The organism is Colwellia sp. MB02u-10 (assembly GCF_014077185.1).
Lineage (GTDB): Bacteria > Pseudomonadota > Gammaproteobacteria > Enterobacterales > Alteromonadaceae > Cognaticolwellia.
On record NZ_JACGVK010000120.1, the window covers coordinates 21,585 to 46,273 of the forward strand.

Sequence of the window (24,689 nt, forward strand, 5' to 3'; positions counted from 1 at the left end):
CTTGTTACCGGATAAATTTTAATTAAAATTAATAAGGCTATGTAAATGAAGAACATTTATTTATTCGGCGAATGTATGATTGAATTGATGCCTGCGGCACAAGATCAGTCATCTACTATGATGAAACAATCGTTTGCCGGGGATGTTTTTAACACAGCTGTTTACCTAAAACGCACTTTTGCTAGCGTGAAAGTGCATTTAGTCACTGCTGTGGGTCAAGACCCATTTAGCCTTGATATGATCCAATACTTTGAGAATGAAAATATTGGCTCTGACTTTGTGTTTAAATCAGCAACAAAAATTCCAGGTTTATACTCTATTAAACTTGATGATCAAGGTGAACGTAGTTTCACTTATTGGCGAGAAAATTCGGCTGCTCGTCAAGTTATGCAACACATTGATGATGAAGTGATTAGTCAATTAGCAAAAGGGGATATGTTTTTTTTCTCCGGTATTTCTTTGGCCGTTATTGAGCCAAGTGCTAGAGCAGCATTCTGGCTTTTAATTGATAAATTAAAAGCGGCAGGAGTACAAATTGTATTTGACCCTAATTATCGTCCTCGTATGTGGAGTGGTGCCAAAGAAGCGCAAGCGCAGTTTGAATTAGCCTTACAAAAATCAGATTTATCTCTGCCTGGTGTTGATGATTTTCAGCAATTATTTGGCATGACCACCGTTGAAGAAGTTAATCAATACTGTCAGCAATTTGGCTTAACTGAATTAATCATAAAAAATGGCGAGCAAGGCATTTTAGTTGTCGTTGACGGCGAAAGCTCTGAATTTGCGATTAGTCCGGTAGAAAATGTGGTTGATACGACGTCTGCGGGTGATTCATTTAATGGCGTTTACCTGGGTGCTCGTATTGAGGGTTACTCAGTAACTGACTCAATCTCCTTAGCATCAAAAGCCGCTGGGTTTGTTATACAACATAGAGGTGCTATTGCACCAGCAGATGAGTTTAATCGGTTTATTAAAACTCAACTCGCATTAGTCTAAAAATTTAATAAGGATCATTCATGAAATCATTTTCCACCCTGATGGGAAAGCAGACTCTGCTACCCATAATTCAAGCAGATAATGTTGAACAAGGCCTTAACATTGCTAAGGCTATGGCCGCCGCAGGTATTGGTTTAGTTGAAGTGGTACTGAGAACGCCAGCATCACTTGATATTTTAAAAGCCATTAAGCAAGAACTACCCGACTTAAAAGTAGGTGCGGGTACTGTGCTTGACGCTAATGTTTTAAAGCAAGCACTCGACGCGGGTAGCGATTTTATTATTACGCCAGCAATATCAAGTCAATTACTCACTGACTTAGCTCAGTGCACTGTTCCGGTACTTCCTGGAGTATCTAATACGGCAGATATACTTTTAGCCAAGGAATTTGGTTACCAAGAGCTGAAATTATTTCCGGCTTCATTATCTGGAGGTGCTCCGTTTTTAAAGGCTATGGGGTCAGTTTTTAAAGGCATATCTTTTTGCCCAACCGGTGGAGTTAAGCAGAGTAATCAAGATGAATACTTAGCATTAAGCAATGTTTTTGCGGTTGGCGGAACTTGGATTGCTGAGCCTAAGTGGGTAGAGTTGGGGCAATGGTCGAAGATCACCGATGCTTGTCGAACTGCCCAAGGCCTTAATTAATATGAAGAGTTTATCAGATCTCGTCAATAGCGGTTTTGTCTTCGGCGAAGATGTTAGTGTGCTTTTTGATTATGCCAAAAAAAATAAGTTTGCCTACCCGGCGGTTAATGTCATTGGTACTAACTCTATTAATGCGGCGCTAGAAGCGGCAAGTAAAATAAACTCACCTATTATTATTCAATTATCATATTCGGGTGCGGCTTTTTTTATTGGTAAAGGGCATAAGCTTTCGCCAATGGATGCGGCTATTGAAGGCGGTGTTATCGCGGCAAGATACATTAAAGCTGTGGCTAAATTTTATGATATTCCTGTGATCATTAATACTGACCATGCATCCAAAAAGCTCTTACCTTGGATTGACGGCTTATTAGCGCACAGCGAAGCACATTTTAAAGCAACGGGTGAGCCATTATTTAGTTCGCACATGATTGATTTGTCGGAGCAAACATTAGTAGAGAATATTGAAGTTTGTGCTCGTTATCTTAAACGAATGACGACAATCGGTATGACCTTAGAAATTGAGCTGGGTTGTACCGGCGGCGAAGAAGACGGTGTTGATAATACCGGCCTTGATGCCTCATTACTTTATACCCAACCCGAAGACGTTGCTTATGCTTTTGAGCACTTAAGTCGCGTGAGTAATTTATTCACCATAGCGGCTTCATTTGGTAATGTGCATGGCGTTTATAAGCCAGGTAATGTGCAATTAACGCCTAAGATATTGAAAAACTCTCAAGCCTTTGTCGCCGAAAAATATGGTTTGGGACATAACGCGCTGAACTTTGTTTTTCACGGTGGCTCAGGCTCTGCGCCAGCAGAAATTACTGAAGCTATTGGTTATGGCGTGATAAAAATGAATATTGATACCGATACACAGTGGGCGAGCTGGAAAGGGGTTGCTGACTATTATCAAGACAATAAAGCTTATCTGCAAAGCCAAATAGGCAATCCAATGGGTGACGACAGCCCAAACAAAAAATATTACGACCCACGTGTCTGGTTACGTAAAGTTGAGCTGTCGATGGCTGAACGTTTAATGCTTTCATTTAAAGAACTTAATTGCCTTAATAGATATAAGGAAGATGTATGAAACGTTTAATTCACTGTTTAGAAAATGATAAAGTTGATGTTGATCTCATGCTATTGATTGATACAATTTTAACCGCCTGTAAAGAAATTTCATTCAGAGTAGGGCAAGGTGCGTTGTCAAATGTACTGGGCTCTACCTTAGATGAGAATATTCAGGGTGAAACGCAAAAAAAATTAGACATCATCAGTAATCAGTTACTTAAAGATATGTTGTTAGCCAGTGGCCGAGTAAGAACGATTGCCTCTGAAGAAGAAGACTCGGTTGTAGCGGCAACCGAAGGTGCGCCTTATATTGTCGCCTTTGACCCCCTTGATGGCTCTTCTAATATAGATATCAATGGTCAAATAGGGACAATATTTACCATCTATCGCGCAAAAGATGATGTACCTGCAAAAAGCGAATTACAATTTGCCCAAAAAGGAACAGAGCAAGTGTGTGCGGGCTATGTGTTATATGGTCCCTCGACAATGTTGGCGCTGACCACTGGCGGTCCGTCGCGTTTATATACCTTAGATAGAACACAGGGCTGTTATTTACTGACCACAGCACAAATGGAAATACCGACACAGACAGAAGAGTTTGCGGTCAATATGTCAAACTTTACTCAGTGGTCATCGGGCTTTACCGATTACATTAATGATTTACTGTTAGGCAATGAAGGCCCTCGTGCTAAAAAATATAACATGCGTTGGAATGGCGCTATGGTGGGTGATGTACATCGTGTTTTGTCTCGTGGCGGTATTTTTTGCTACCCCAGCGACACTAGAAATGCTCAGCAACCCGCTAAATTACGTTTGTTGTATGAAGCAAATCCCTTAGCCATGCTGGTTGAAAATGCTCAGGGTAAAGCCTTTACCGAGCAAGAGCGTATCTTAACAATCACACCATCGCATATTCATCAACGTGTTGCCGTGATTATGGGCTCAACGCAAGAAGTTGATCAATGTTTAGGGTATTTAAAAGCAACTCACTGATCATTTATGATGGGTTGTTCTTATAAACAGCGCTGATATCTTCAGCTTGCGCTATCAGGTGACCCTGTAGTCAGTCTCATCTTTTTACATTAGGATATAACGGGTATGTTACCAAGCACCCCTGAGTGGAAGTCACTCGTCAATCATTATAATAAAAACGTGTCGGTACAAATGCGCGATTTATTTACGCAAGATATTGAGCGCTTTAATAATTTTTCACTTTCTGCCGCGGGAATAATGCTCGATTATTCTAAGAACCGTGTGACTGATGAAACCATGCATTTATTAATGAATTTGGCACAGTCATCCGGTGTAGTTGATAAGCGTGCCCAGATGTTTAATGGCGCAGCGATTAATACCACTGAAAATCGTCCGGTATTGCATACGGCGCTGCGTAACTTTTCAGGCAAAGCTGTTTATGTTGATGGTGTCGATGTCATGCCACAAATACAGACAACGCTGGCTAAGTTAGAAGTTTTTGTTAATGATATTTCCTCAGGTAAAAAAGTAGGCTATACCGGTAAAGCGTTTACGGATGTTATCAGTATTGGTATTGGTGGATCTTTTCTTGGGCCTAAAATAATGTCAGAGGCACTAAAACCTTATCAACAAAGCCAGTTAAAAGTGCATTTTATTGCTAACGTTGACGGCTGCCATATTCATGATGTGCTGTCTAAAGTCAATCCTGAAACGACGCTCTTTATCACGTCATCTAAAACATTAACCACCCAAGAAACCCTGCGTAATACACTGACAGCACGTGATTGGTTTATTGCCACCGCCACCGCAGAAAATGTTAAGCATCACTTTGCCTGTGTTTCTTCTAATGTTCAGGCCGCACAAGCATTAGGCATAGAGAAAGACAATATTTTTCCGATGTGGGATTGGGTAGGCGGGCGCTATTCGGTCTGGTCTGCGATTGGTTTACCCTTGGCATTAGCGATAGGCTTTAAACACTACCGTGAATTTTTACAAGGCGCGTTTGAAATGGATGAACATTTCACTAAGGCGCCGCTAGAAAAAAACATCCCGGTTATTCTGGCTTTATTAGGTATTTGGTACCGAAATTTTTATGGTGCGCAATCACAAGTATTATTACCTTATTATCATTATTTACGGGGCTTACCGGCTTATATTCAACAGCTAGATATGGAAAGTAACGGTAAATCTATTTCACTTGATAATAAGTCTATGTCTTATGATACTGGCCCGATAATTTGGGGCAGCGAAGGGACCAACGGTCAGCACTCGTTTCATCAACTTATTCATCAAAGTAAAACCCCTATCCCTGTTGATTTTTTGATGCCGTTATTTCCCTTTCATGACATGGGTAATCATCACGACATGCTCGCGTCTAACTGTTTTGGTCAAAGTCAGGCATTAATGGCGGGGCAAAGTCTCGAAGAAGTGAAAGCGGCAATGAAAAAAGCCAATTGTGATGTATCAGAGATTCAAAAACTGTCTACGCATAAGGTCATGGAGGGCAATAAACCCAGTAATACACTTTTATTTGAAAAGTTAACACCTAAGGTACTTGGCAGTTTAATTGCCATGTATGAGCATAAAGTGTTTGTCCAAGGTGTTATTTGGAAAGTAAACTCTTTTGACCAGTGGGGTGTTGAATTAGGTAAGTCGCTGGGTAATAAAGTCTTAACAAAAATAACCGACCCTACTGAAACGTTAGATATGGATGGTTCAACGAATTCACTTATTAAGCTTTATAGAGCTCGCTAGTCTGTATAAGTTAATGAGCCTGTAACAAAATCTGTTATAGGCGCAATTAAATCAATAATTTGCTGATGAGCTTTGTTGTTTTCTTAGTATTAATACTATTGAGAAAAGCCATCATGCTTGCCATGGTATTAACATTTTTACAGGGATATTATTATCAATCATAGGCAGAATTTATAATGATCTGGTTATGACGTTTGCGCGCTACATACACTATATACATCTGTTACTTGCTCAGGTATATTCTCATTATCTTCGTTTTTAAATACACCTTTAAATATCCCTTTAAAGACATTGTTTTTTAAACATATTTTTTAGAGATTATCCAAGTGAAAGAAAAAGCTACTTCTTTTGATATCGCCTATCAAGCCGGTGTTTCTCAGTCAACAGTTTCTAGAGCACTACGCAATAGTCCTTTAGTTAATGCAGAAACTCGACAAAAAATTCAGGCTATTGCTAAAGCATTAAATTACAAAGTAGATAAAAATGCCAGCAACTTACGCTCACAGCATTGTGACACTATTGCCTTGTTATTATTTGAAGACCCCACCAATGACAATTCAGCGATTAATCCCTTTTTCCTTTCTATGTTAGGTAGCATAACGAGAGCTTGCGCACATAAAGGTTATGATTTATTAGTCTCTTTTCAACAATCGAGTAATGACTGGCACGCAGATTTTGAAGACAGTAATAAAGCAGACGGCCTGATATTATTGGGCTATGGCGATTACGTTGATTATGAAGAAAAGTTAATTAAATTGAGCGAACAAGGAACACACTTTGTGCGCTGGGGTGCAGAAGTTAAAAATTTACCTGTGGTCTCTATAGGTTGTGATAATTTTCTTGGTGGCAAAGAAATTACTGAGCACGTGATCAAGCAAGGCAGAAAACACTTTGCTTTTTTAGGCAGTGCCTCTAGTCATGCGCCTGAATTTTTCGATCGCTATAAAGGCCATTGCCAAGCACTAGAGGATAATAGCTTAGTAGTGAACACTAACATGCAGTTTAATGCCTTTTACACGGAAGAGGCAGGTTACAAAGCGGCTTGTGAATTGATAGCAAGTGGGCAAGAATTTGATGCAATTTGTGCGGCTAGCGATTTAATTGCCATTGGCGCGATGAGAGCACTTAAAGAACGTGATATCAACATACCTGAGCAAGTGGCTGTTGTTGGCTTTGATGATATTGCCATTGCTAGCTTTACCTTTCCACCTTTAACAACGGTTAAGCAAGATACTCAAATAGCCGGTGAGCTATTAGTAAACACCTTACTTGACTCAATTAATGGTAAAGAGACTTCAACGACCTTAATAACGCCAGAATTAGTGATTAGAAAATCCTCTGGCTATTAACTACTGGGTATTAACTACTAGCATAAAGCTTAGTAGTTAATATCCATAACGCTGCGCTTAAATGGTTAGTCAGCATTTCGGCTTGCTACTTTATCCTCTGTACCATCTTTGACAAAATAGACCGACAGAGCCGCTAATATCATTGAGACACCCGCCATCATTATAATGTAAACCGCTTGGTTATCAAAAACGGCGGTTAATATCCAGCCAGCAAAAATACCTGAAACAATTTGAGGCGCAGCAATGGTGAAGTTAAATATTCCCATATAAACGCCTGTTTGTTTCACGGGTAATGAGCCGGCTAAAATGGCGTATGGCATGGCTAGTATTGCCGCCCAAGCAATACCAATACCTACCATAGGTAAGAACAAGTCTACTGCGCCTTGTGGCACTTCAATTTGAGTGATCCCTAAGTTGACCATGATTAACTCAGGATTTTGCATCAGCATAATACTTAAGTAACCTATACCACCGGCAAGTAACGAGACCGAGTATGTTAGCTTACGACCAATTTTACTGGCTACTTTAGCCATAAATAATGAGGCTATCGCGGCAAAAAAAGAGTAAGCAGCGAAAATGATGCCCACCCAATCTCCAGCGCTGCCTTTTGCGTTAGCAATATGTGTAGGTATGGTACCGATAGACGCTAAATAATCTGGGTCAAACCATTTGGCCTCAATACCCCAAATATGCTGAGCGATAGCTGGCATGGTATAAACCCACATAATAAATAATGCAAACCAAGAGAAAAATTGTACCAAGGCTAATTGCTTCATGGTACTTGGCATGGTTTTCATTAGGCCAAAAAATTCAACCAATTTATCGCTAAGAGTCTGCTCAGTATCGCTTTGTTCTAATGGGGCTAAGCCACGAGTGCCCGGGGCATATTCTTTGGTTCTAAACACTGTCCACAATACTGAGCCTAGCATGACTGAGGCGCCAATATAAAAGGCCCAAATAACGGAAGGGGCAACTGACCCTGCGCTGCTAGCAGTGTTTTCTAGGCCAACAACATTGGTCAGCACGAAGGGCAATATGGAGCCAAAAACGGCACCAATATTAATTAAAAAAGATTGGATTGAATAGCCAATATTACGCTGCTCAGCGGGCACCATGTCAGATACCAAAGCGCGGAACGGCTGAAAGGCTAAATTGAACGACGCATCCATTAAGGCTAGCATCATAGCGCCAAAAAATAAGGGCGTAATAAAGCTGGCTAAGGTCGCTGAATTTGGCATTAATAGCATGCCAATAGCCGCCGCAAATCCGCCTGCTAAAATGTAAGGGTTACGTCGACCTAGGCGATTCCAGGTTTTGTCTGATGCGGCGCCTACTATGGGTTGAATTAACAAGCCCATAATGGGCGCGACTAACCAAAATAACGATAAAGAGTGTAGATCAGCCCCTAAGTCTGAAAGTATTCGGCTGGCATTGGCATTTTGTAAAGCAAAGCCAAACTGCACGCCTAAAAAACCAAAACTTACGTTCCATATTTGCCAAAAATTAAGGCGGGGTTTTTGATGAGCGGTAGGGGTGTTTTTATTTTTATGTTCATGTTCATTGATACTTTTATTAGTATCGGCATCAGTTGTGGTCATGTAGCGGACTCTTATAATTAATGATTTTAGCGAGTTTAATAATCTAAATATACTCATAATAACGCTGAACAGCTATCTCCTACATACGTATTCAGCGGTATAATAAAGCGGTGTTTTTTGTATGAACGTTACCATTTAGTTGTATTTTACTTAATTATCTATGCTGAGTGTTAATGGTTGGTGTTGCCAATTAAATTTCACTGTTAGTGTCTTTTCTGTTTTATGCCAATAAACCTCAGACTCAGCTGTATTAGGGCCTATTTTCAATTTTTCACCTGCAAGCGTGATGTTTTTAGGCATAGTAAGCCAATGATGAATGATTAAAGAAATTTGCCTGTTTTCTGGCATGTTAGGGTAACCTTCACCGCTGCGATTAAAGGAAAATACGATATTTTTTTCTCCTGAGTCATGCTTGTTGAGATTATTCTGCTTGGCGCTAAAATGTAATATTTCATACTGTTTTTTTGATAATGACTGGAAGCTTTTACCATCATCTTCATACATTTCTCCGGCACTACGCTTAACTGAATCATCGGCGTAATAATGTAGCCTTAGCTGGCTGCTATCGTAATCTTGGGTTGATTGAATATCGTCAATCATGGGAATAAACGCACCCGCGCGAACCAATACAGGCAGCGTTTCTAGGTTAGTGGCTAAAGAAATGGTCTGCTCGCCTTGATACTTTTTATCGGTGAAGTAATCAAACCAAACGCCTTTGGGTAAAGGTATTGATACTGATTTTACGCCAGCATCTACAATGGGTGTTACTAAAAAAGCATCGCCCCAAAAATAACTGGTTGCATTGTCCATTAAGCTTAGGCTTCTTTCATTTTCAAGCTTATCTTTAAGCTCATTTTCAGACTTATCTTTAAGCGCGCCATCACGCTTATATACGGTCGTTTCATTAAGCTCATTAGCAAAAAATAGCGGGCGCATTAAGGGCATACCCGTGGTGCTATTTTGATAGGCTAAGGTGTAATTGTAAGGTAGTAAGTTATATCTAAGCTTGATAAATTTTCGCAAAATATCTTGGGTTTCTTTATCATGAAATACGACTTCTGGCGCTATATTATCTTGTGCATGTGGACGGTATATAGGTTGAAATACACCGTATTGTAACCAGCGAATATATAGCTCTTTATTAAAAGTTTCACCGCCAGCAAAGCCGCCTAAATCTGAATGGGTATAAGCCATGCCTAACACACCCATTTGTAGGCTAAGCTCTACTTGGGGTTTTAATCCGCCCCAAGCGCGACTGACATCACCAGTCCATGGGATCATGCCATAGCGTTGTGAACCGGCAAAACCTGAACGCATCAAAATAAATGGCCGCTCGTTGGGCGCTAAGCTGAGCTGATTTTCAAAAACCATTTTAGCCCACTGATGACCATACACATTATGAATAGCATCGCCATTGACCACGTTACCGTCGCTTAAGGTATGTAAAATGTCACTAGGGTGAACCTCTGGCTCACCTAAATCACCCCACCAACCCGTTACGCCTTGCTGATATAAGGTTTTATATATGCTATTGAACCAGGTTTTTCCTTTATCGCTAAAGACATCGACTAAGCCGGTATTGCCAAAGTAAAAGTCAAAACGCTTGGCATTATCGTCAGTGTTTTTCGCTAAAGCCTGACTTTTTTCGGCATCAGCCCATTTTTTCGAGCTGGTCAGTACAAACGGCTCGGTAATTAGTATGGTGTTCACGCCTTGCGCTTTAATGTCACTGATCATTTTTGTTGGGGTGGGAAAGGCGGCTTTATCCCATGCTAAGTTACCCATGTGGCCTTTAATGTCTTTACCAAACCAGTATAAATCGAGTATTAACGCATCAAGAGGAAAGTCTAAGTCGATAAATTTATTAACCGTATCTCGTACTTCTTGTTCAGTGCGATAACCAAAACGCGAGGCGTAGTTACCTAGCGCCCAGCGTGGCGGCATGGGTTGCTTACCGGTAACATCAACATAATTATTGATAAGTTCAGGGTAAGTCTTGCCAGCAAAAACCAGATAAGACATACGACCTGATACCGCTTCAAATTGCATAATGTTTTGTTCTGACTTGCCTAAATCCATCCAACCTTTTGCTGAGTTATCAAATAACAAAATGTATTTATTACTCGAGAATACGGCAGGTAAACTGAAATTCATTTGGTTTGATTGGGTTTCATAACCGTAATGTGCGCGATTATATAACGGCATACGATGACCACGCCTGTCCATACCTAATACACGTTCACCTCCACCTAATAGCTTTTCGTTTTCACTTAACTTAAAACGAAAGCCTTGCACATTATACGCTTGATTATCTTCTGCCGCCGTAGTTAGAAAAAATCCAGCTTCTTCTGAAACTAACAATTTTTCGCCTTGATAATAGCTAATGCTAAAAGGCGATTTATTAATGACTGCGTTAATTTTTCCAGCAGAGAGTATCAGTTGCTGTGGATTTTCGCTGACCAAAAATTTTTGCTTTAGGGCCTGTTCTTTAATGGCATATGAAGGTAAAAATGCGGCATTATTGCGTTTATTTTTATATTGATAATGTGCTTCAATCGCATAGTCGCTATAGGCACTTAAGGTCAAGGGTCCTAGTGTTGTGGTGATCACTAAGCTTTGATCTTTTAGTTGATGGTTTAGGTAGCTATTTTTATCGCTGGCCATGGTTTGGACCGCGAATAAGAGTACAAATAGACAAGTACTTTTTATCAGTAAAAGTGAACGCAAGATAAAGCCCTTTATTGAATTTTTTATCTAATAACCAAGATAATAACCTGACTCAAGCTAACACAGCACTTTGAATACGTATGCAAGCTTGTGTTAGTTATATTATGTTATTAGTCATCACTAGGTTAATAGGCAAAGACATGGTTTTATATCGGGCTATATTTCAGCTCGTAAAGTTTAGCTCGTAAGTTTTAGCTGATCACTTTATGTCGAGCAGGTCGGGTATAAGTCAGGGTAAATATTCCCCCCACAAGTGACTACATACGTATGCAAAATTAAGGAAAATCAATGCATACGTATGCAAAGGCTATTCCCCACCAAATGAATTGCGTATTCTTATGCTGTAATAATAAAGAGAGAATTCAAGAGCAAGTAATAACCCTATTTTTAGTGTCTTAAATGAATTCAAAATACAGCCTGGAGTTTTATAATGAGTGAACAAATGTGGTGGCGTGGTGCAGTAATTTATCAAATTTATCCGCGCAGCTTCTATGATAGTAATCAAGATGGTATCGGTGATTTACCTGGCATAATCAGTAAGTTAGATTACATTGCTAGTTTAGGCGTTGATGCTATTTGGATCTCGCCATTTTTTAAATCACCCATGAAAGACTTTGGCTATGATATTAGTGATTATCGTGATGTTGATGCTATTTTTGGTACTTTAGCCGATTTTGATGAATTAATTGCTAAAGCACATGAACGCAATATTAAAATCATGATAGATCAAGTGTTGAGCCATACATCAGATCAGCATCAATGGTTTATTGATAGCCGTGAAGACCAAAGCAATGATAAATCTGACTGGTATGTTTGGGCTGATGCTAAAGAAGACGGTACCGCGCCTAATAATTGGTTATCTATTTTTGGTGGTAGCGGTTGGACATGGGAGCCTCGTCGTCAGCAATATTATTTGCATAACTTTTTAACTAGCCAGCCAGATCTTAATTTTCATCAGCCAAAAGTGCGAAAAGCTGTGCTTGATAATGTTGAATTTTGGTTAAAGCGCGGTGTGGATGGTTTTAGGCTAGATGCGATAAACTTCTGTTTTCATGATGCTCAACTGCGTGACAATCCGGCTAAACCAAAAGCATTAAGACAAAGTATCGGCTTTGATGAAAAAAATCCTTATGCTTATCAATATCATTATTTTAATAACACCCAAGATGAAAACTTAGTTTTTATTGAATCTATTCGAACCTTATTAGATCAATACCCTGGCACCGTCACTTTAGGTGAAATATCTTCAGAAGACTCATTAAAAACCATGGCAGAATATACCCAAGGTGATCATAGATTACATATGGGCTACAGTTTTGATTTACTGACCGATGAATTTTCCGCGACTTACATTAAGCAAGTTGTACAAACGCTTGAAGAACGTGTGTCTGATGGTTGGCCTTGTTGGGCGATTTCAAATCATGACGTGCAACGGGTGATCAGTCGTTGGGGAAAAAGCCAAAATGCAGCGCAAAATGCTGATTTAGCTAAAATGCTATTCGCCATGATTTCCTCTTTACGCGGGAGTGTCTGTAGTTTTCAAGGGGAAGAGCTTGGTTTAACTGAAGCTGACATTGCTTTTGAAGATATTCAAGACCCTTACGGTATTACTTTTTGGCCGCAATTTAAAGGCCGCGATGGTTGTCGTACGCCGCATCCATGGCAACATGATGAAATTAATGCCGGTTTTAGCCAAGCTAAGCCTTGGTTACCTGTGGCGGTTGAACATCAAGAAAAATCGGTGAATTTACAAGACGGTTCAGCAGACTCAGTGCTCAATAGTTATCGTCATTTTACCCAGTGGCGTAAACAACACAGTGCATTGCTTTATGGTGATATTGCTTTTGTTGATTCGCCAGAGCCGATACTGGCTTTTATCCGACAAGATAGCGTTGAAAAACTCTTGGTGTGTTTTAATTTTAGTGATCAAACTCAAGCGTTCTCACTTGATTTATTCAGCGATGAACTCTTAGCGCTAAGCGATCATAACTTAACAACCGCTCAGGTTATTAAGGGCAAAACTGTTGACGGTAAAACGCTTGATAGCAAAATAATATTACCTGCTTTTGGCTGTTTTTATGCTTCGTTATAACGTGATATAGAGAATATAAATGATGATAAAATTGTTATCCCTTTGCAGTTTATGCGCGCTAACCTTAGTGGTTAATGTAAAAGTATATGCTGGCGAAGTCAGTGAAAAATTTACGGCAAAAGCAGTTAAATTAGCGCCTTATCAACAACGAGACTTTCAGGATGAAATTTTTTACTTTGTCTTACCTGACAGATTTTATAATGGCGATAAAAGTAATGATTTAGGCGCAGCAGCAAATGATACTAAACGTGCTATATCACGTGGTGGCTTTGATAAAAAAAATAAAGGTATGTATCACGGTGGTGATTTAGCCGGGCTTACAGAGAAATTACCTTACCTTGATAATATGGGCATAAGCGCTATTTGGCTAACACCGGTATTACGCAATCAAGCGGTGCAAAACGGCAGTTCAGGTTATCACGGTTATTGGATTGTAGACTTTAGTGAGATAGACCCACACTTAGGCACGAATGCAGCATTAAAAAACTTTATTGATAAAGCCCACGAGCGCAATATTAAAGTATTTTTCGATATTATTACCAACCACACAGCTGATGTTATTAAGTATAAAGAATGTCACAGCAGTGATGGCTTAACTTGGCTGCTTGAAGATAAAAACTGCCCGTTTAAGTCACTAGCACAACTTGCACAAGGTGATACCTACACACCCTTTATTCCAACAGGTAGTGAAAACCTGAAAACACCGGCATGGCTTAATAGTGTTGATGTTTACCATAATCAAGGTGATTCTAATTGGGTAGGTGAAAGCGCCATTCGTGGTGACTTTGCCGGTCTTGATGATATTGATACCAATAGTGATAAAGTGGTTAAAGGCATGATTGATATTTACACCGCCATTATTGATGAGTTTAAACCTGACGGCTTTCGTATTGATACGGTAAAACACGTTAATATGGCATTTTGGCAAACGTTTTCACCTGCGTTGATCGCACATGCCAAAACACAAGGTATTGATAACTTTTTTATGTATGGCGAAGTCTATAGCTTTGAGCCTGAGCTGCTAAGCCCTTTTACCGTAGAGGGAAAGCTGCAATCAGTTTTAGATTTTGCGCTACAAGGTGCACTTCAACAAACCTTGGTTGAGCAAAAAGGCACTGATGTGCTCGCTAAATTATTTGCTCAAGATTATTTATACCAAACGTCGCATCAGGATATTGAAAATACTAATGCAAACCAACTGGTTAACTTTACTGGTAATCACGACATGGGGCGCTTTGCTTATACCTTAAAAGAAAGTGACTATAACTATAGCGAAGCAGAGCAAATTCAACGAAATTTGTTAGCCCACGCCCTGTTGTATTTTAGTCGTGGTGTGCCGGTTATTTATTATGGTGATGAGCAAGGTTTTGTTGGCGATGGTGGTGATCAAGCTTCACGCCAAGACATGATGCCATCTCAAGTGGTGAGTTATAATGATGATGATTTACTGGCAAGCAATCATACGACTGCAGATGATAATTTTGATACCAGCCACTTGTTTTACCAGAGCTTTGCTCAGTATGGTGAGTTATACCAGCAATACCCGGCGTTACGTTTTGGCAAACAAAGTACGGTATACGCGCAAAGTAAACCCGGTATTTTTGCTATTACGCGCTCACATACCTTTTCGTTAAATGAACAAGAAAAAGAGCAAAATTTACTGATTGTTTTTAATACCGCCGATCAGGTTAAAGCACTTAAGGTACTTGATAGCGGTATTTATAACGATAAGGATGCGAAGCTGCTTTATTTATCCGCCGAGAGCCAAGGCGATGATAAAATAGCCCCGTTAAGCTTTGCTATTTATCAGTTGCCATAACCGACTATCAGGTTAGCAACTTTTATCTTAACCTTTTACTGACCTTACTTACGATACCTTAGACAGCCGATAACTAAACCGACGGTTGTTTATGCCTTTAAACAGGTATGCATTAACAAGGCAGGTATCTAAATGATTAACGCTACAATAGGGATCACGATATTCGTGGTTCTCATCTCACAATCCAATTAGCGGTTCAATTCGGCGATTATAGTGCTGTTATTTATGTTTTCAGTATTTTCACTATCATCTTGAACACAGCTTATTAAAATTCTTTTTGATAATCGCGTTACACTTCTTAACAAGACGAATACGTTTTTTCGGGTATTATTATTTTTTCTTCTTCAGTATTTAATCCACTCTTTACAACACAATAAATATTTTATTCCCCATAATTTCTGAGAACTAACATGACATTAAAAAAATCAATACTTGCCGCTGCCATCACATTGGCAACGTTTAACAGCTATTCAGCTTCTTTTCAGTTACACGAAACCAGTGCTTCTGGCTTAGGTCGTGCATTTGCTGGTGATTCAGTTATCGCTGACGACGCAGCTGTTTTAGCGCGCAACCCAGCAGCTATGGCCTTATTCGACAAAGCTTCTTTTTCATTAGCGGCCACGTATATCGATCCCGGTGTCAATATTGAAGGTATGGATGCACCCGATATGCTTGGCGCAGACTACGATGTTAGTCAACTTGACCAAGATGGTGTGGTACCAATCGCTATTATTCCAGCCATGTATTTTATTAACCCGGTCAATGATACTTTTGCTTATGGTATTGGCATTAATTCAAATTTTGGCCTTAAAAGTGAGTACGACAACGATTATGCTGCTGGCTCGATTGGTGGTAAAACCGACCTGAAAACGGTCAACGCTAATATCAGTGGCTCATACCGTGTCAATGCACAGCTTAGTCTAGGTTTAGGGATGAACTTAGTCTACGGTGAGGCTGAATTAATTAGGCATGCAGGTAGCGTGTTAAAAGACGGGGTTACCATTCCTGGCGTTGGTACCCTTGTTGCACCAGTACCAACCAGTACTGAAGTTGTTAACATGGCAGGTGATGATTTTGGTTATGGTTGGAATGCCGGTGTTGTTTATGAAATCAATGCTGATCACCGATTTGCACTTTCTTATCGTAGTAAAGTAGAGCTTGCATTTGAAGGCGAATTTTCTGGACTTGCAGTGCCTGAAACCGCTGCTAGCTTATCGGTAGATATGCCAGCAGTGACAGAGTTTTCAGGTTTTCATCAAGTTACACCGCAATGGGCTACACATTACAGCATTATGTATACGCAATGGTCGAGTTTTGAAAAACTTGAAGCGTATGCCGGCAATGAACTAGCGTTTGAAAAGCAAGAGAATTTTGAAGATAGCTATCGCTTTGCTTTAGGCGCCACCTATGATGTTAATCCAGTACTCGCGTTAAGAATGGGTGTTGCGTTTGACCAATCTGCGGCTGAAGACTATCGTTCAATTTCAATACCTGATAGTGACCGGTTATGGTACAGCGCTGGCGCTACATATCAGTTAAGTAGCACTGAGAGCATCGATTTTGGTCTTTCATATATTAACGGCGATAATGTCGTGGTCACTGAAGAAGATGCTTTATTAGGTCAATTACCCGAATCACTCAGTGCATTTGTTGGTAACAAAGACTGGAGCTTTAGCTCAGAAGGTAATGCCTTGCTGTTGGCCGTGCAGTACAACAAAAGCTTTTAAAGTGATAAGGTGTTTTGCGCAGTTAATTAAACATTCACCTTATTTACCGGTAGTTTAAAGAGCTTTTTTAGCTTTTTATCAGCTAAAGAGTTATTCATTTAAAACCAATCGTGTACACGATTGGTTTTTTTATGCTTAAGGTAAGACTGCTTTATTGATGGTGGTTCTAACCTTTGACGCTGGTATTATTAAAATAGCTTTATGTTTTTGTGGTATTACTTTGATTTAAAATAAAATATTAATAACAATTGGACGTTGTCCTCAAATATTCGCTGTTTTGGCTAAACGTTAGGTCTTATTTATTTACATTATGTCGACTTAATAACAGCAGCTTACACATTAATGTAATGCTATACTTTTGACAATAACACGATATTTCAGTGACAAGTATTCTATATTTAAGAGGTTTTTATGGCACAACAAGGTTCTGGCGGTAATGTTTTAGCAGCGATATGCAGTTTTTTTATTCCAGGTTTAGGCCAATTGGTGCAAGGGCGTTTACTGCCCGCTATTTTGTTTTTTGTTTTCGCCAGTATTTTCTGGGCACTTTCATGGTTAATCTTCCCGATTGCCTTCGCACTTATTACGCACTTGTGGGCAATTATTGACGCGGCAAAATTCTCCAGCGGTAACAGATTTTGAAAACATTAAAAATGCAAAGTCGAGCAGTATCAAGCTTATACTTGGTTGTTATTGCCCTAGTGTTACTGGTTGGCTGTCAATCGGCTTATTATTCTGCCATGGAAAAAGTGGGTGTGCATAAGCGCGATATTATGCTAGATCGGGTTGAAAACGCTCAAGGCGCTCAAGAGGATGCTCAGCAACAGTTCCAATCTGCATTAGAGCAGCTGTCTCAATTGATCAATTATGACGGTGGTGATTTGACCACGCAATATGAGTTGGTCAATGACCAATATCAAGCCAGTAAAGCTTCGGCTGAAGAAGTGGCTTCTCGTATTGATGCTATTGAAAGCGTTGCCGATGCGCTGTTTGCTGAATGGAATGAAGAAATTCAACAATATTCAAGTAATAGCTTGAAGCAAAAAAGCCAGCAAAAACTGAGAAAAACCGAGCGTAATTACCAAAGTTTAATTAAGTCGATGTACCGAGCTAAAGACGGAATGGCACCTGTGTTATCAGCCTTAAAAGATAATAGTTTATATCTCAAGCATAATTTAAATGCGCAGGCTATTGGCGCCTTACAAGGCGAGTATAAAACCATTAAACGCGATGTCGAATCTTTAGTGTCAGAAATGAGTAAAGCGATAGCGCAATCACAGCAATTCATCAACTTGTTAAAAGCAGAATAGCTTGTGAAGCTTTTTATTTTACCGACCATGGTACTCACATTGCGATAGTTTTTTTGTCTTTTTATTATATATAATTAATCATGTAAAACAGGAGCATAAGCAAACTACTTTGTGTATAGCTCTGTGTTATTTCTTCAACGTATAGGAATCCAACATGGGTCGTTATTTTAAACGCCTTAGTCAAATTTTAGTTATTACCTTTATTCTCCTTTATGGTCTCATTTGGTTACTCTCACCGATTATAATACGTTATGCTCTCAATACTTATGGATTGCCCAAGCCTCTATTGCTAACTTCTGCATCTAGTCTTCGCTATAACCCATTTACAGCGCATTTAACTATTAGTCATTTAGAAGTGAAAACTAATCAGCAAAGCAGCGCACTTAAACTGCAAAGTCTGGACGCAGAATTACATTTACATCAGTTATTGTTTGATAAAATTTATGTTGCCGAATTTATGGTCAATGGCCTATTTATTCCTGTCACGGTCAATGAGTCGTCACTCAATGTTGCTGGCATTGAATTACGTAGCGAAAATTCACCGCCGTTAGCAACAGAAGTAGAAACAGAGCAAGCAAGCACTGATTTTCCTTATCAAATTATTATCCCTGAATTTACCTTGACCGATGCACACATCGAATTAGTGCATTTTTCACAAAAACATAACATTCAATTAGATTCATTTTCTTTACAGAACATTTTACTTGCACAAAATGAACAAGAGATTAAATTAAATTTAGTCAGCCATTTAAATGGCGCACTAATAGAAGTTGCTTTAGATGGTCGTTTGTTGAAACAACAAGGCCAAATTAGTATAGATTTGAATGCGAAAAATATTGCCTTAAGTTCAGCAAAAACTTTTTTGCCTAGTTCCATATCAGCATTTGATGGCAAAGTAAGTTATGCCAGTAAAATGGATATTGTCATCAGCAATGAGCAAACATCAGTCAATACCAGTGACCTCATAGCCTCAGTTGATTACCTGCATGTTGAACAAAATAATATTGCTATAGCTATTAAGCGTCAAAAAATTCAGGTGAAAGATTTAGCGGTATTATTACAGCCGAATAAACCCATCAATGTTAATGTCATGTTGAATTATGTTATTGAAGGGCTTGCTGCAAAATCGAAAGAGAATAATGCGCTCTTAGCTGAAATATCAAATTTATCAGCTAATAATATTGCCCTTCAATACCAGCAAAACATGGCTAAAGTAACGATTGAAAATGTGCAGGTGGCTAACGGTGAATTTTCAAAAAACATCCAACAAAATATGCCAGCATTAGCCGCCTTTAATCGCTTGTCGGTAAATGATATCGAGTATACGCCTGAGCTTATCGCCGTTAATAACATCACTTTATCTGGACTTGTGGCTAATGTTTTATTAGATAAAGAAAAGCAATTGGCGACACTGGTTGCGCTTGCTAATAAGGAAGATAAAAAAACATCGGGCACTGAAAAAGAAAGTAAAACGGCTGATAATGAGCTTGTTACACAAGAGCTGGTAGTTGATGAGACTAATAAACCTGTTAAGCCTATATTTAGACTAGGGCAGTTTAGCTTGCTCGATGGCGCACAGATAGACTTTAAAGATACAAGTGTTACGCCGTATTATGAGCGCAACGTAAACATTACTCATTTACTTTTGTCAGATGTTGATAGTGGCAAGCCTGAGCAGGAAGTTGTGCTTAATATACAAGGAAAAAGCGATAAATATGCTAGTTTTGACCTAAAAGGGCGAGGCTTACCCTTTGCTCCCCAGCAGAAGTTCACGCTAGATGCTGTGGTTAAAGAGGTGAGTTTACCGGGTATTTCTAGCTATATTAAAGAGGCTTTACAATACGAGATTGAAAGTGGCCAACTTGATATAACGCTAAAAGCCGCCTTGACGGGTAAGCAACTGAATGGCGATATTGATTTATTACTTCGAGGTATAGAGTTCACTTCAGCGGATGATCATGAAAGAGGTGTGATAAAAGAGCAATTTAGTGTGCCGTTTAATGTTGCTTTGGGTATGTTAAAAGATTCTGATGGTAATGTAGCCTTGTCGCTACCACTCACTGGCGATACGAGTTCACCTTCATTTGGCTTGTCAGGCTTGTTAACCTTACTGGTTAAACAGGCGACAATGTCAGCGGCAAAAGATTATTTAATCACCACGTTTGTACCTTATGCCAGTGTGATGAAAGTTGCCATGGCAGCCGGTGAATTTGCCCTTAAACTAAGAATCAACGACTTAAATTATCCGGCCAGTGCAACTGAATTGAATACGGAACAACTAGAATTTAGTCGCCAAATGTCTGTGATGCTTGCCGATAGAGACAAGGTTAATGTTAAGCTTTGTGCTGTAGCAACCGCGAGCGATATTGCATTGACTGATGCTTCACAAGCGCATCAGTCAGAAAATATAGCGCGCTTAAATCTACTATCGCAACAACGTGTGGAGATATTTAAAGCGTATATGGTTGAGCAATTAAAAGTTCCTTCAGCACGGCTTTTGTTTTGTACGCCACAAATAGACACTTCAAAGGGGGCTAAACCACGTATAAAATTTGTTATTTAGGTTATTTACTTACTTGCTTAATAAGTAGTTTACTTAATTAATCAAATGAGTCTAACCTTAGTGTTTTTAAAAAAGTAGGGCTGTTATTTTATAACAGCATCAAGCATCAAGAGATAGCAAGAGATGCCATAGTTAGCCTATGCTTAGTTTCTTTGCATACAACACCAGTATAAGGTAAGACCAGCTTAAATTGATACGACAATAACTGCTACAACAGTTGCTGCAACAGAGCGAAATTTCTTGTACTTGTGTGTTAAAAATTCGGCTATTACGCCGAATTTTTTGCTTTTAATTAATGCTTACGATTGACTTGTGGCTTTAGTTAAACTTTGAAAAAGTTTTTCAGCTTGTACTCTTTCACTAAATATTGATGTGTTATCTAAGCTTTTTTTAAGTACGGTTAATGCTTCTTTGTTACGTTCAAGCTTGGTCAATGTGAAGGCTAAATGATAAGTAATGCTTGGGTTGTTTGAGTCCATAGCATAAGCATTTCGTAGTAGATTTAAGGCTAAGTCATAATCGCCTTGTTGTGCGATGATCCAAGCATAAGTATCTGAAAAGGCGGCTGACGTCGAGTTAATCTCAACGGCTTGCTTTGCGTAAAACCTGGCTTCTTCCAAATCTTCAAATTGTAAAATACTGGCTAAATTATTTAATATCGCTGCCTGATTTTCTAGCGATTTAACGCTAACCAGTTTTTCGTAGTGCGGCTTAGCGGCTAATAAATTGACATTATTTAAATAATGATCAGCAAGTAAATTGCGCGCTAAATGGTAGTCAGGAAAATCTTCCAGCAGTGCAGTTACCAGCTTAATAAATTCATCATTTTTTATATTTAGCTGCGCGAGTTGATAGAGTTTAATTAATGCTTGGGTATTTTTCTTATCAAGTATTAAGGTTTTAAAGTAATACGCTTGAGCGGGGAGAAATTGTTGTTGGGCATAATAATAATGGCCACGAAGTAGTGCCGTAAGACTATTTTTTGGATATTGCTGTTCAATGTTATTCAAAAGCTTGTTGCTTACAGCATAATCTTGCAAAATTAAATTTATATTAACCAGCGCAAATTCAATGTTAAGTTTATCAGTTGAGTTACCCTCTAGGGTAGAAATAGCTTGCTCAAGACTCACCTTACTTGCGACTAACATATTTGCTTTAGCTTGAAGTTCGGCTAAGGCATAAAAGTCTGGTGAAGATTTTGCCAAACTAGATAAGATATCTATTTGCTTGTTACTGTTTTCTTGATCTTTTAAGGCTAAGTAAACTTGCGCTTTTAAGCGTACATATTTAGGATTTAAAAAAATTAACTTGGTTAATTGATCCAATAAACTCATCGCCTCTATGTTCTTTTGCTGGCTAATATAAATATACAGCAAAGTCTCCAATGCAGAGATATTGCTTTGTTCTTTTTGTAACAGCTCAACAAGTGTTGCAATGGCGGGGTCAACTTCGCCCAAATCTCGATTGATTTTTGCTTGCAATATTAATACCTGACCTGCATTGGGGGTGCGTGTTAATAAGTCATGACAAATAGTTAACGCTGGCGCGAGTTGATTCACTAAGGCAAGGGCAGAAGCTTTATTGAAAAGGCTGGTGTAATCATTGGGTTTTATCACTAAAATTTGTTCGATAATCGTTAATGCTTCAAGCCATTTGTTTTGTGCTAAAAGCAGTGTAGATTTCAATTTTAAGTAATCACTATTGTTTACATCAGTTATCAGTAAGTTATCTGCAATAAGTATTGCAGCAGCAAAATTTTTATTTTCTTTTAAAATTAGCGCTTTGGTGATCAGTAATTTTGGATGTGCATCTAGGTTTAGCGCACTATCAAGTAACGCTAAAGCGCTAGTTGATTGGTTAAGACGAGTTAACAATAGTGCTTCTGCACTAAGATAGTCAGCTGTTTTTTGAAAGTGAACAGGCAAATTATTTAACATTTGTTCAGCTTTAAAGAGTTTATTTTTTTTCAGGTATATTTCAACTAACTGCAGTGATAATTTTAGATCATTTTTAATTAACGCCGGCTTATTTTCAAGTGTCGTTTGTGCTTTAGACCACTGCCCTTGGCTTATATAAATAGACACCAGTAAATTAATGGCAAATAGGTCGTCTGAATTATCCTTTAGATAAGCTTGCAGTTGTGTTTGTGCGAGCTCAAAATCCCCTTTGACATAAGCACTGACACTAGCGACATAGAGCAACGACTGATTACTTTGCTTGTCTTCATCACTCAGTAAAGATAAGCGATTGCTGATGTCGTCTAAAATTAAGCGAGACTCTGCTTCTTGGTGGTTATTTGATAGCAGTCGGCTTTTTAGTAATAGTGCGAAGGGGTCTTCAGGGCTATTTTTTAGTACTAAATTAATAATGGTTAAGGCATCATTTATACGATTTTCACCGGTATATACATTAGCAAGTGTACGCTGAATAAAGGGGTCCAATGGGGCAAGCTGATAAGCTTTTTCCAATGCGACTAAGGCCTGCTTATATTCAAATTTGGCTATGTGTAATTGCCCTTGCAAATACCAATTTTTTGCATCTTCAGGAAATAAAGATAACAGGTGCGTTATTTTTTCACTTGCTTGTAGGTGTTTTTTTTGCGCTAAAAAATGAGTTGAGAGGCTTTGCAGCACCTTAATATTATCAGGCGCTATCACATAGGCTTGTTGTAAATATAAGTTGGTTTTTTCTATTTCGTCTAAAGCACTATAGGCATTAGCAGCTAATAATAACCATTGTAAGTGGTTATTATTATTTAATTTTCCTAAATTGTTTAATGCAACCACTTGTTGGTATTGTTTAGATAACATCAATGCGTTAGCTAACTCATTTAATATTAAATTGATGTCGGCACCATTGCTTAACGCTTCTTGATATAAGCTTGCGCTGTCAGTGTAATGATGCTGTTGTAGTAGTATTTTTGCCATTAATAATTGGCTGGGTAAGTTATCAGGCGTATTCTTTAAAGCATTTTTTAGATGTATATAAGCTGCTTCTATTTCACTGGCATTAAATGCGATGTGGGCTTTTTCATAGTCATAGCTGGCATAACTAAAAGGAATGACCATCATTGACAATATTAAAACGGTATAGCGCATAGTACCTCGGGTTTCTTTAAAAGTAGTGTTGATATTGAAAATTTTTATAATAGAATTTTTATTAAAAATAATACGCGAGCAGAAATGAAAAAAAGATGGCCAAAGCCATCATTTTTATTGTTCAGGCTTAAGTGCGGCGTTTACCAAAACGTGCTAAGCAGATTAACGCGATTAAAAACATTACTATCGTATTAGGCTCAGGTACTTGCGCTGGATCACTAGCTGATTTGCTGAAAGAAACACCAGATAGCTTCATTCCATCATTACCTTCCCATGCTGTATTGCCACCAAAGACTGAATTTAATGCCCCAATTAACCACACAGTTGAATACTGGTCTTTAGTATCACCATGAAAATTTGAGTAATAACCACTAGCATTTTTGACTTGAGCATAATCTGACTTTAGGGTATGTCCACTTGCTAACCCAGCCCAAGTTTTGTTATTTAAACTGTTAGAATTAGTAAACAATGCACTATCTAACGCTGCTACACTGACTTGGGTTTGGCTTGCACTTTTTGCTATCCAGCTATAGCTTGCACTTACTAATGATACCTCTTCAGAAAAAGACAACAGAAAGAAGTCATAGTCTTTATAACCACAAGTACCAAAATTATCTGCAGAATGGCTGTATGTACCACAGTAATTACTATGTTCGTCTTTATTTTGCATAGACCAACCACCACTAAATTTATCGAAATCGACAGCGCGTTTAATTGCACTGTCTTGATTACGATCGGTTGATAAGTTAGCGGTATCAGACCAGCCAGAGACATTAATAGTTACGCCATCGACATTAACATCAAACTGATTAAAGTTATTTCCTGTTTTAATGACGTTACCAAAACCTGCGGTTGTGGTGCTTGCTAATGCAGGCCCAGAGAGTAATAACAATCCTGCCATCATTAGCGTTGTGAACGAATACCTCATTAATCTACCCTTATAATTCTTTATTAAATGTATATTAATA

General features: G+C 38.8%; 16 protein-coding genes. 12 read left to right on the forward strand and 4 right to left on the reverse strand.

Annotated features, from left to right (window positions below; translation table 11 throughout):
• Nucleotides 1-45: 45 nt before the first annotated feature.
• From H4J59_RS11175 to H4J59_RS11200, 6 genes are all read left to right on the forward strand, one after another.
• A complete protein-coding gene (locus H4J59_RS11175) occupies nucleotides 46-996 on the forward strand; it encodes a sugar kinase (RefSeq protein WP_182239413.1) in 951 nt (316 codons plus the stop codon).
• A gap of 20 nt (nucleotides 997-1,016) precedes the next feature.
• On the forward strand, nucleotides 1,017-1,640 hold the full coding sequence (gene eda / locus H4J59_RS11180) for a bifunctional 4-hydroxy-2-oxoglutarate aldolase/2-dehydro-3-deoxy-phosphogluconate aldolase (protein ID WP_182239415.1): 624 nt from the start codon (nucleotides 1,017-1,019) through the stop codon (nucleotides 1,638-1,640).
• A gap of 1 nt (nucleotide 1,641) precedes the next feature.
• On the forward strand, nucleotides 1,642-2,730 hold the full coding sequence (fbaA, locus tag H4J59_RS11185) for a class II fructose-bisphosphate aldolase (protein ID WP_182239417.1): 1,089 nt from the start codon (nucleotides 1,642-1,644) through the stop codon (nucleotides 2,728-2,730).
• Nucleotides 2,727-3,704, forward strand: a complete 978-nt coding sequence (locus H4J59_RS11190; protein ID WP_182239419.1) for a class 1 fructose-bisphosphatase — start codon at nucleotides 2,727-2,729, stop codon at nucleotides 3,702-3,704. Before fbaA ends, H4J59_RS11190 begins: the two co-directional genes overlap by 4 nt.
• A 105-nt stretch (nucleotides 3,705-3,809) precedes the next feature.
• Nucleotides 3,810-5,438, forward strand: a complete 1,629-nt coding sequence (gene pgi, locus H4J59_RS11195) for a glucose-6-phosphate isomerase (RefSeq protein WP_182239421.1) — start codon at nucleotides 3,810-3,812, stop codon at nucleotides 5,436-5,438.
• A gap of 326 nt (nucleotides 5,439-5,764) precedes the next feature.
• Nucleotides 5,765-6,787, forward strand: a complete 1,023-nt coding sequence (locus H4J59_RS11200; RefSeq protein WP_182137747.1) for a LacI family DNA-binding transcriptional regulator — start codon at nucleotides 5,765-5,767, stop codon at nucleotides 6,785-6,787.
• Between the two features lie 65 nt (nucleotides 6,788-6,852).
• Here H4J59_RS11200 and H4J59_RS11205 read toward each other — a convergent pair whose 3' ends face one another.
• Complete coding sequence (locus H4J59_RS11205) at nucleotides 6,853-8,385, reverse strand: MFS transporter (RefSeq protein ID WP_182239423.1); 1,533 nt, start codon at nucleotides 8,383-8,385, stop codon at nucleotides 6,853-6,855.
• A 150-nt stretch (nucleotides 8,386-8,535) separates the two neighbouring features.
• On the reverse strand, nucleotides 8,536-11,049 hold the full coding sequence (locus tag H4J59_RS11210) for a TIM-barrel domain-containing protein (RefSeq protein ID WP_182239425.1): 2,514 nt from the start codon (nucleotides 11,047-11,049) through the stop codon (nucleotides 8,536-8,538).
• Nucleotides 11,050-11,542: 493 nt separating this feature from the next.
• On the opposite strand from H4J59_RS11210, the gene H4J59_RS11215 reads away from it, so the two are divergent.
• From H4J59_RS11215 to H4J59_RS11240, 6 genes are all read left to right on the forward strand, one after another.
• Complete coding sequence (locus H4J59_RS11215; RefSeq protein WP_182239427.1) at nucleotides 11,543-13,204, forward strand: alpha-glucosidase; 1,662 nt, start codon at nucleotides 11,543-11,545, stop codon at nucleotides 13,202-13,204.
• A 19-nt stretch (nucleotides 13,205-13,223) separates the two neighbouring features.
• Nucleotides 13,224-15,023 carry an alpha-amylase family glycosyl hydrolase gene (locus H4J59_RS11220; protein ID WP_182239429.1) on the forward strand — a complete coding sequence of 600 codons (1,800 nt, stop codon included), beginning with the start codon at nucleotides 13,224-13,226 and terminating at the stop codon, nucleotides 15,021-15,023.
• A 410-nt stretch (nucleotides 15,024-15,433) separates the two neighbouring features.
• Entirely contained in the window at nucleotides 15,434-16,750 is a 1,317-nt protein-coding gene (locus tag H4J59_RS11225; RefSeq protein ID WP_182239431.1) for an outer membrane protein transport protein, read from the forward strand.
• A gap of 411 nt (nucleotides 16,751-17,161) precedes the next feature.
• Nucleotides 17,162-17,392, forward strand: coding sequence for a hypothetical protein (locus H4J59_RS11230; RefSeq protein ID WP_182137753.1), 231 nt, complete (start codon nucleotides 17,162-17,164; stop codon nucleotides 17,390-17,392).
• An 11-nt stretch (nucleotides 17,393-17,403) separates the two neighbouring features.
• Nucleotides 17,404-18,060 (forward strand): DUF2959 domain-containing protein, encoded by a 657-nt coding sequence (locus H4J59_RS11235; protein ID WP_182239621.1) that lies wholly within the window; start codon nucleotides 17,404-17,406, stop codon nucleotides 18,058-18,060.
• 154 nt (nucleotides 18,061-18,214) lie between these two features.
• On the forward strand, nucleotides 18,215-20,623 hold the full coding sequence (locus H4J59_RS11240; RefSeq protein ID WP_182239433.1) for a DUF748 domain-containing protein: 2,409 nt from the start codon (nucleotides 18,215-18,217) through the stop codon (nucleotides 20,621-20,623).
• A gap of 299 nt (nucleotides 20,624-20,922) precedes the next feature.
• Here the strand turns inward: H4J59_RS11240 and H4J59_RS11245 are convergent, their stop codons facing one another.
• Nucleotides 20,923-23,721 carry a tetratricopeptide repeat protein gene (locus tag H4J59_RS11245; protein WP_182239435.1) on the reverse strand — a complete coding sequence of 933 codons (2,799 nt, stop codon included), beginning with the start codon at nucleotides 23,719-23,721 and terminating at the stop codon, nucleotides 20,923-20,925.
• Between the two features lie 127 nt (nucleotides 23,722-23,848).
• Entirely contained in the window at nucleotides 23,849-24,649 is an 801-nt protein-coding gene (xdp1, locus tag H4J59_RS11250; RefSeq protein WP_182239437.1) for an exosortase-dependent surface protein XDP1, read from the reverse strand.
• Nucleotides 24,650-24,689: the final 40 nt, after the last annotated feature.

What these genes read in the sequence shown, in the direction of transcription:
- fbaA (WP_182239417.1), top strand. Translation starts at nt 1,642, where the DNA reads ATGAAGAGTTTATCAGATCTCGTCAATAGCGGTTTTGTCTTCGGCGAA.
- H4J59_RS11240 (WP_182239433.1), top strand. Translation starts at nt 18,215, where the DNA reads ATGGGTCGTTATTTTAAACGCCTTAGTCAAATTTTAGTTATTACCTTT.
- H4J59_RS11190 (WP_182239419.1), top strand. Translation starts at nt 2,727, where the DNA reads ATGAAACGTTTAATTCACTGTTTAGAAAATGATAAAGTTGATGTTGAT.
- H4J59_RS11220 (WP_182239429.1), top strand. Translation starts at nt 13,224, where the DNA reads ATGATGATAAAATTGTTATCCCTTTGCAGTTTATGCGCGCTAACCTTA.
- H4J59_RS11230 (WP_182137753.1), top strand. Translation starts at nt 17,162, where the DNA reads ATGGCACAACAAGGTTCTGGCGGTAATGTTTTAGCAGCGATATGCAGT.
- H4J59_RS11245 (WP_182239435.1), bottom strand. Translation starts at nt 23,721, where the DNA reads ATGCGCTATACCGTTTTAATATTGTCAATGATGGTCATTCCTTTTAGT.
- H4J59_RS11175 (WP_182239413.1), top strand. Translation starts at nt 46, where the DNA reads ATGAAGAACATTTATTTATTCGGCGAATGTATGATTGAATTGATGCCT.
- pgi (WP_182239421.1), top strand. Translation starts at nt 3,810, where the DNA reads ATGTTACCAAGCACCCCTGAGTGGAAGTCACTCGTCAATCATTATAAT.
- H4J59_RS11225 (WP_182239431.1), top strand. Translation starts at nt 15,434, where the DNA reads ATGACATTAAAAAAATCAATACTTGCCGCTGCCATCACATTGGCAACG.
- H4J59_RS11210 (WP_182239425.1), bottom strand. Translation starts at nt 11,049, where the DNA reads ATGGCCAGCGATAAAAATAGCTACCTAAACCATCAACTAAAAGATCAA.
- H4J59_RS11235 (WP_182239621.1), top strand. Translation starts at nt 17,404, where the DNA reads ATGCAAAGTCGAGCAGTATCAAGCTTATACTTGGTTGTTATTGCCCTA.
- eda (WP_182239415.1), top strand. Translation starts at nt 1,017, where the DNA reads ATGAAATCATTTTCCACCCTGATGGGAAAGCAGACTCTGCTACCCATA.
- H4J59_RS11205 (WP_182239423.1), bottom strand. Translation starts at nt 8,385, where the DNA reads ATGACCACAACTGATGCCGATACTAATAAAAGTATCAATGAACATGAA.
- xdp1 (WP_182239437.1), bottom strand. Translation starts at nt 24,649, where the DNA reads ATGAGGTATTCGTTCACAACGCTAATGATGGCAGGATTGTTATTACTC.
- H4J59_RS11215 (WP_182239427.1), top strand. Translation starts at nt 11,543, where the DNA reads ATGAGTGAACAAATGTGGTGGCGTGGTGCAGTAATTTATCAAATTTAT.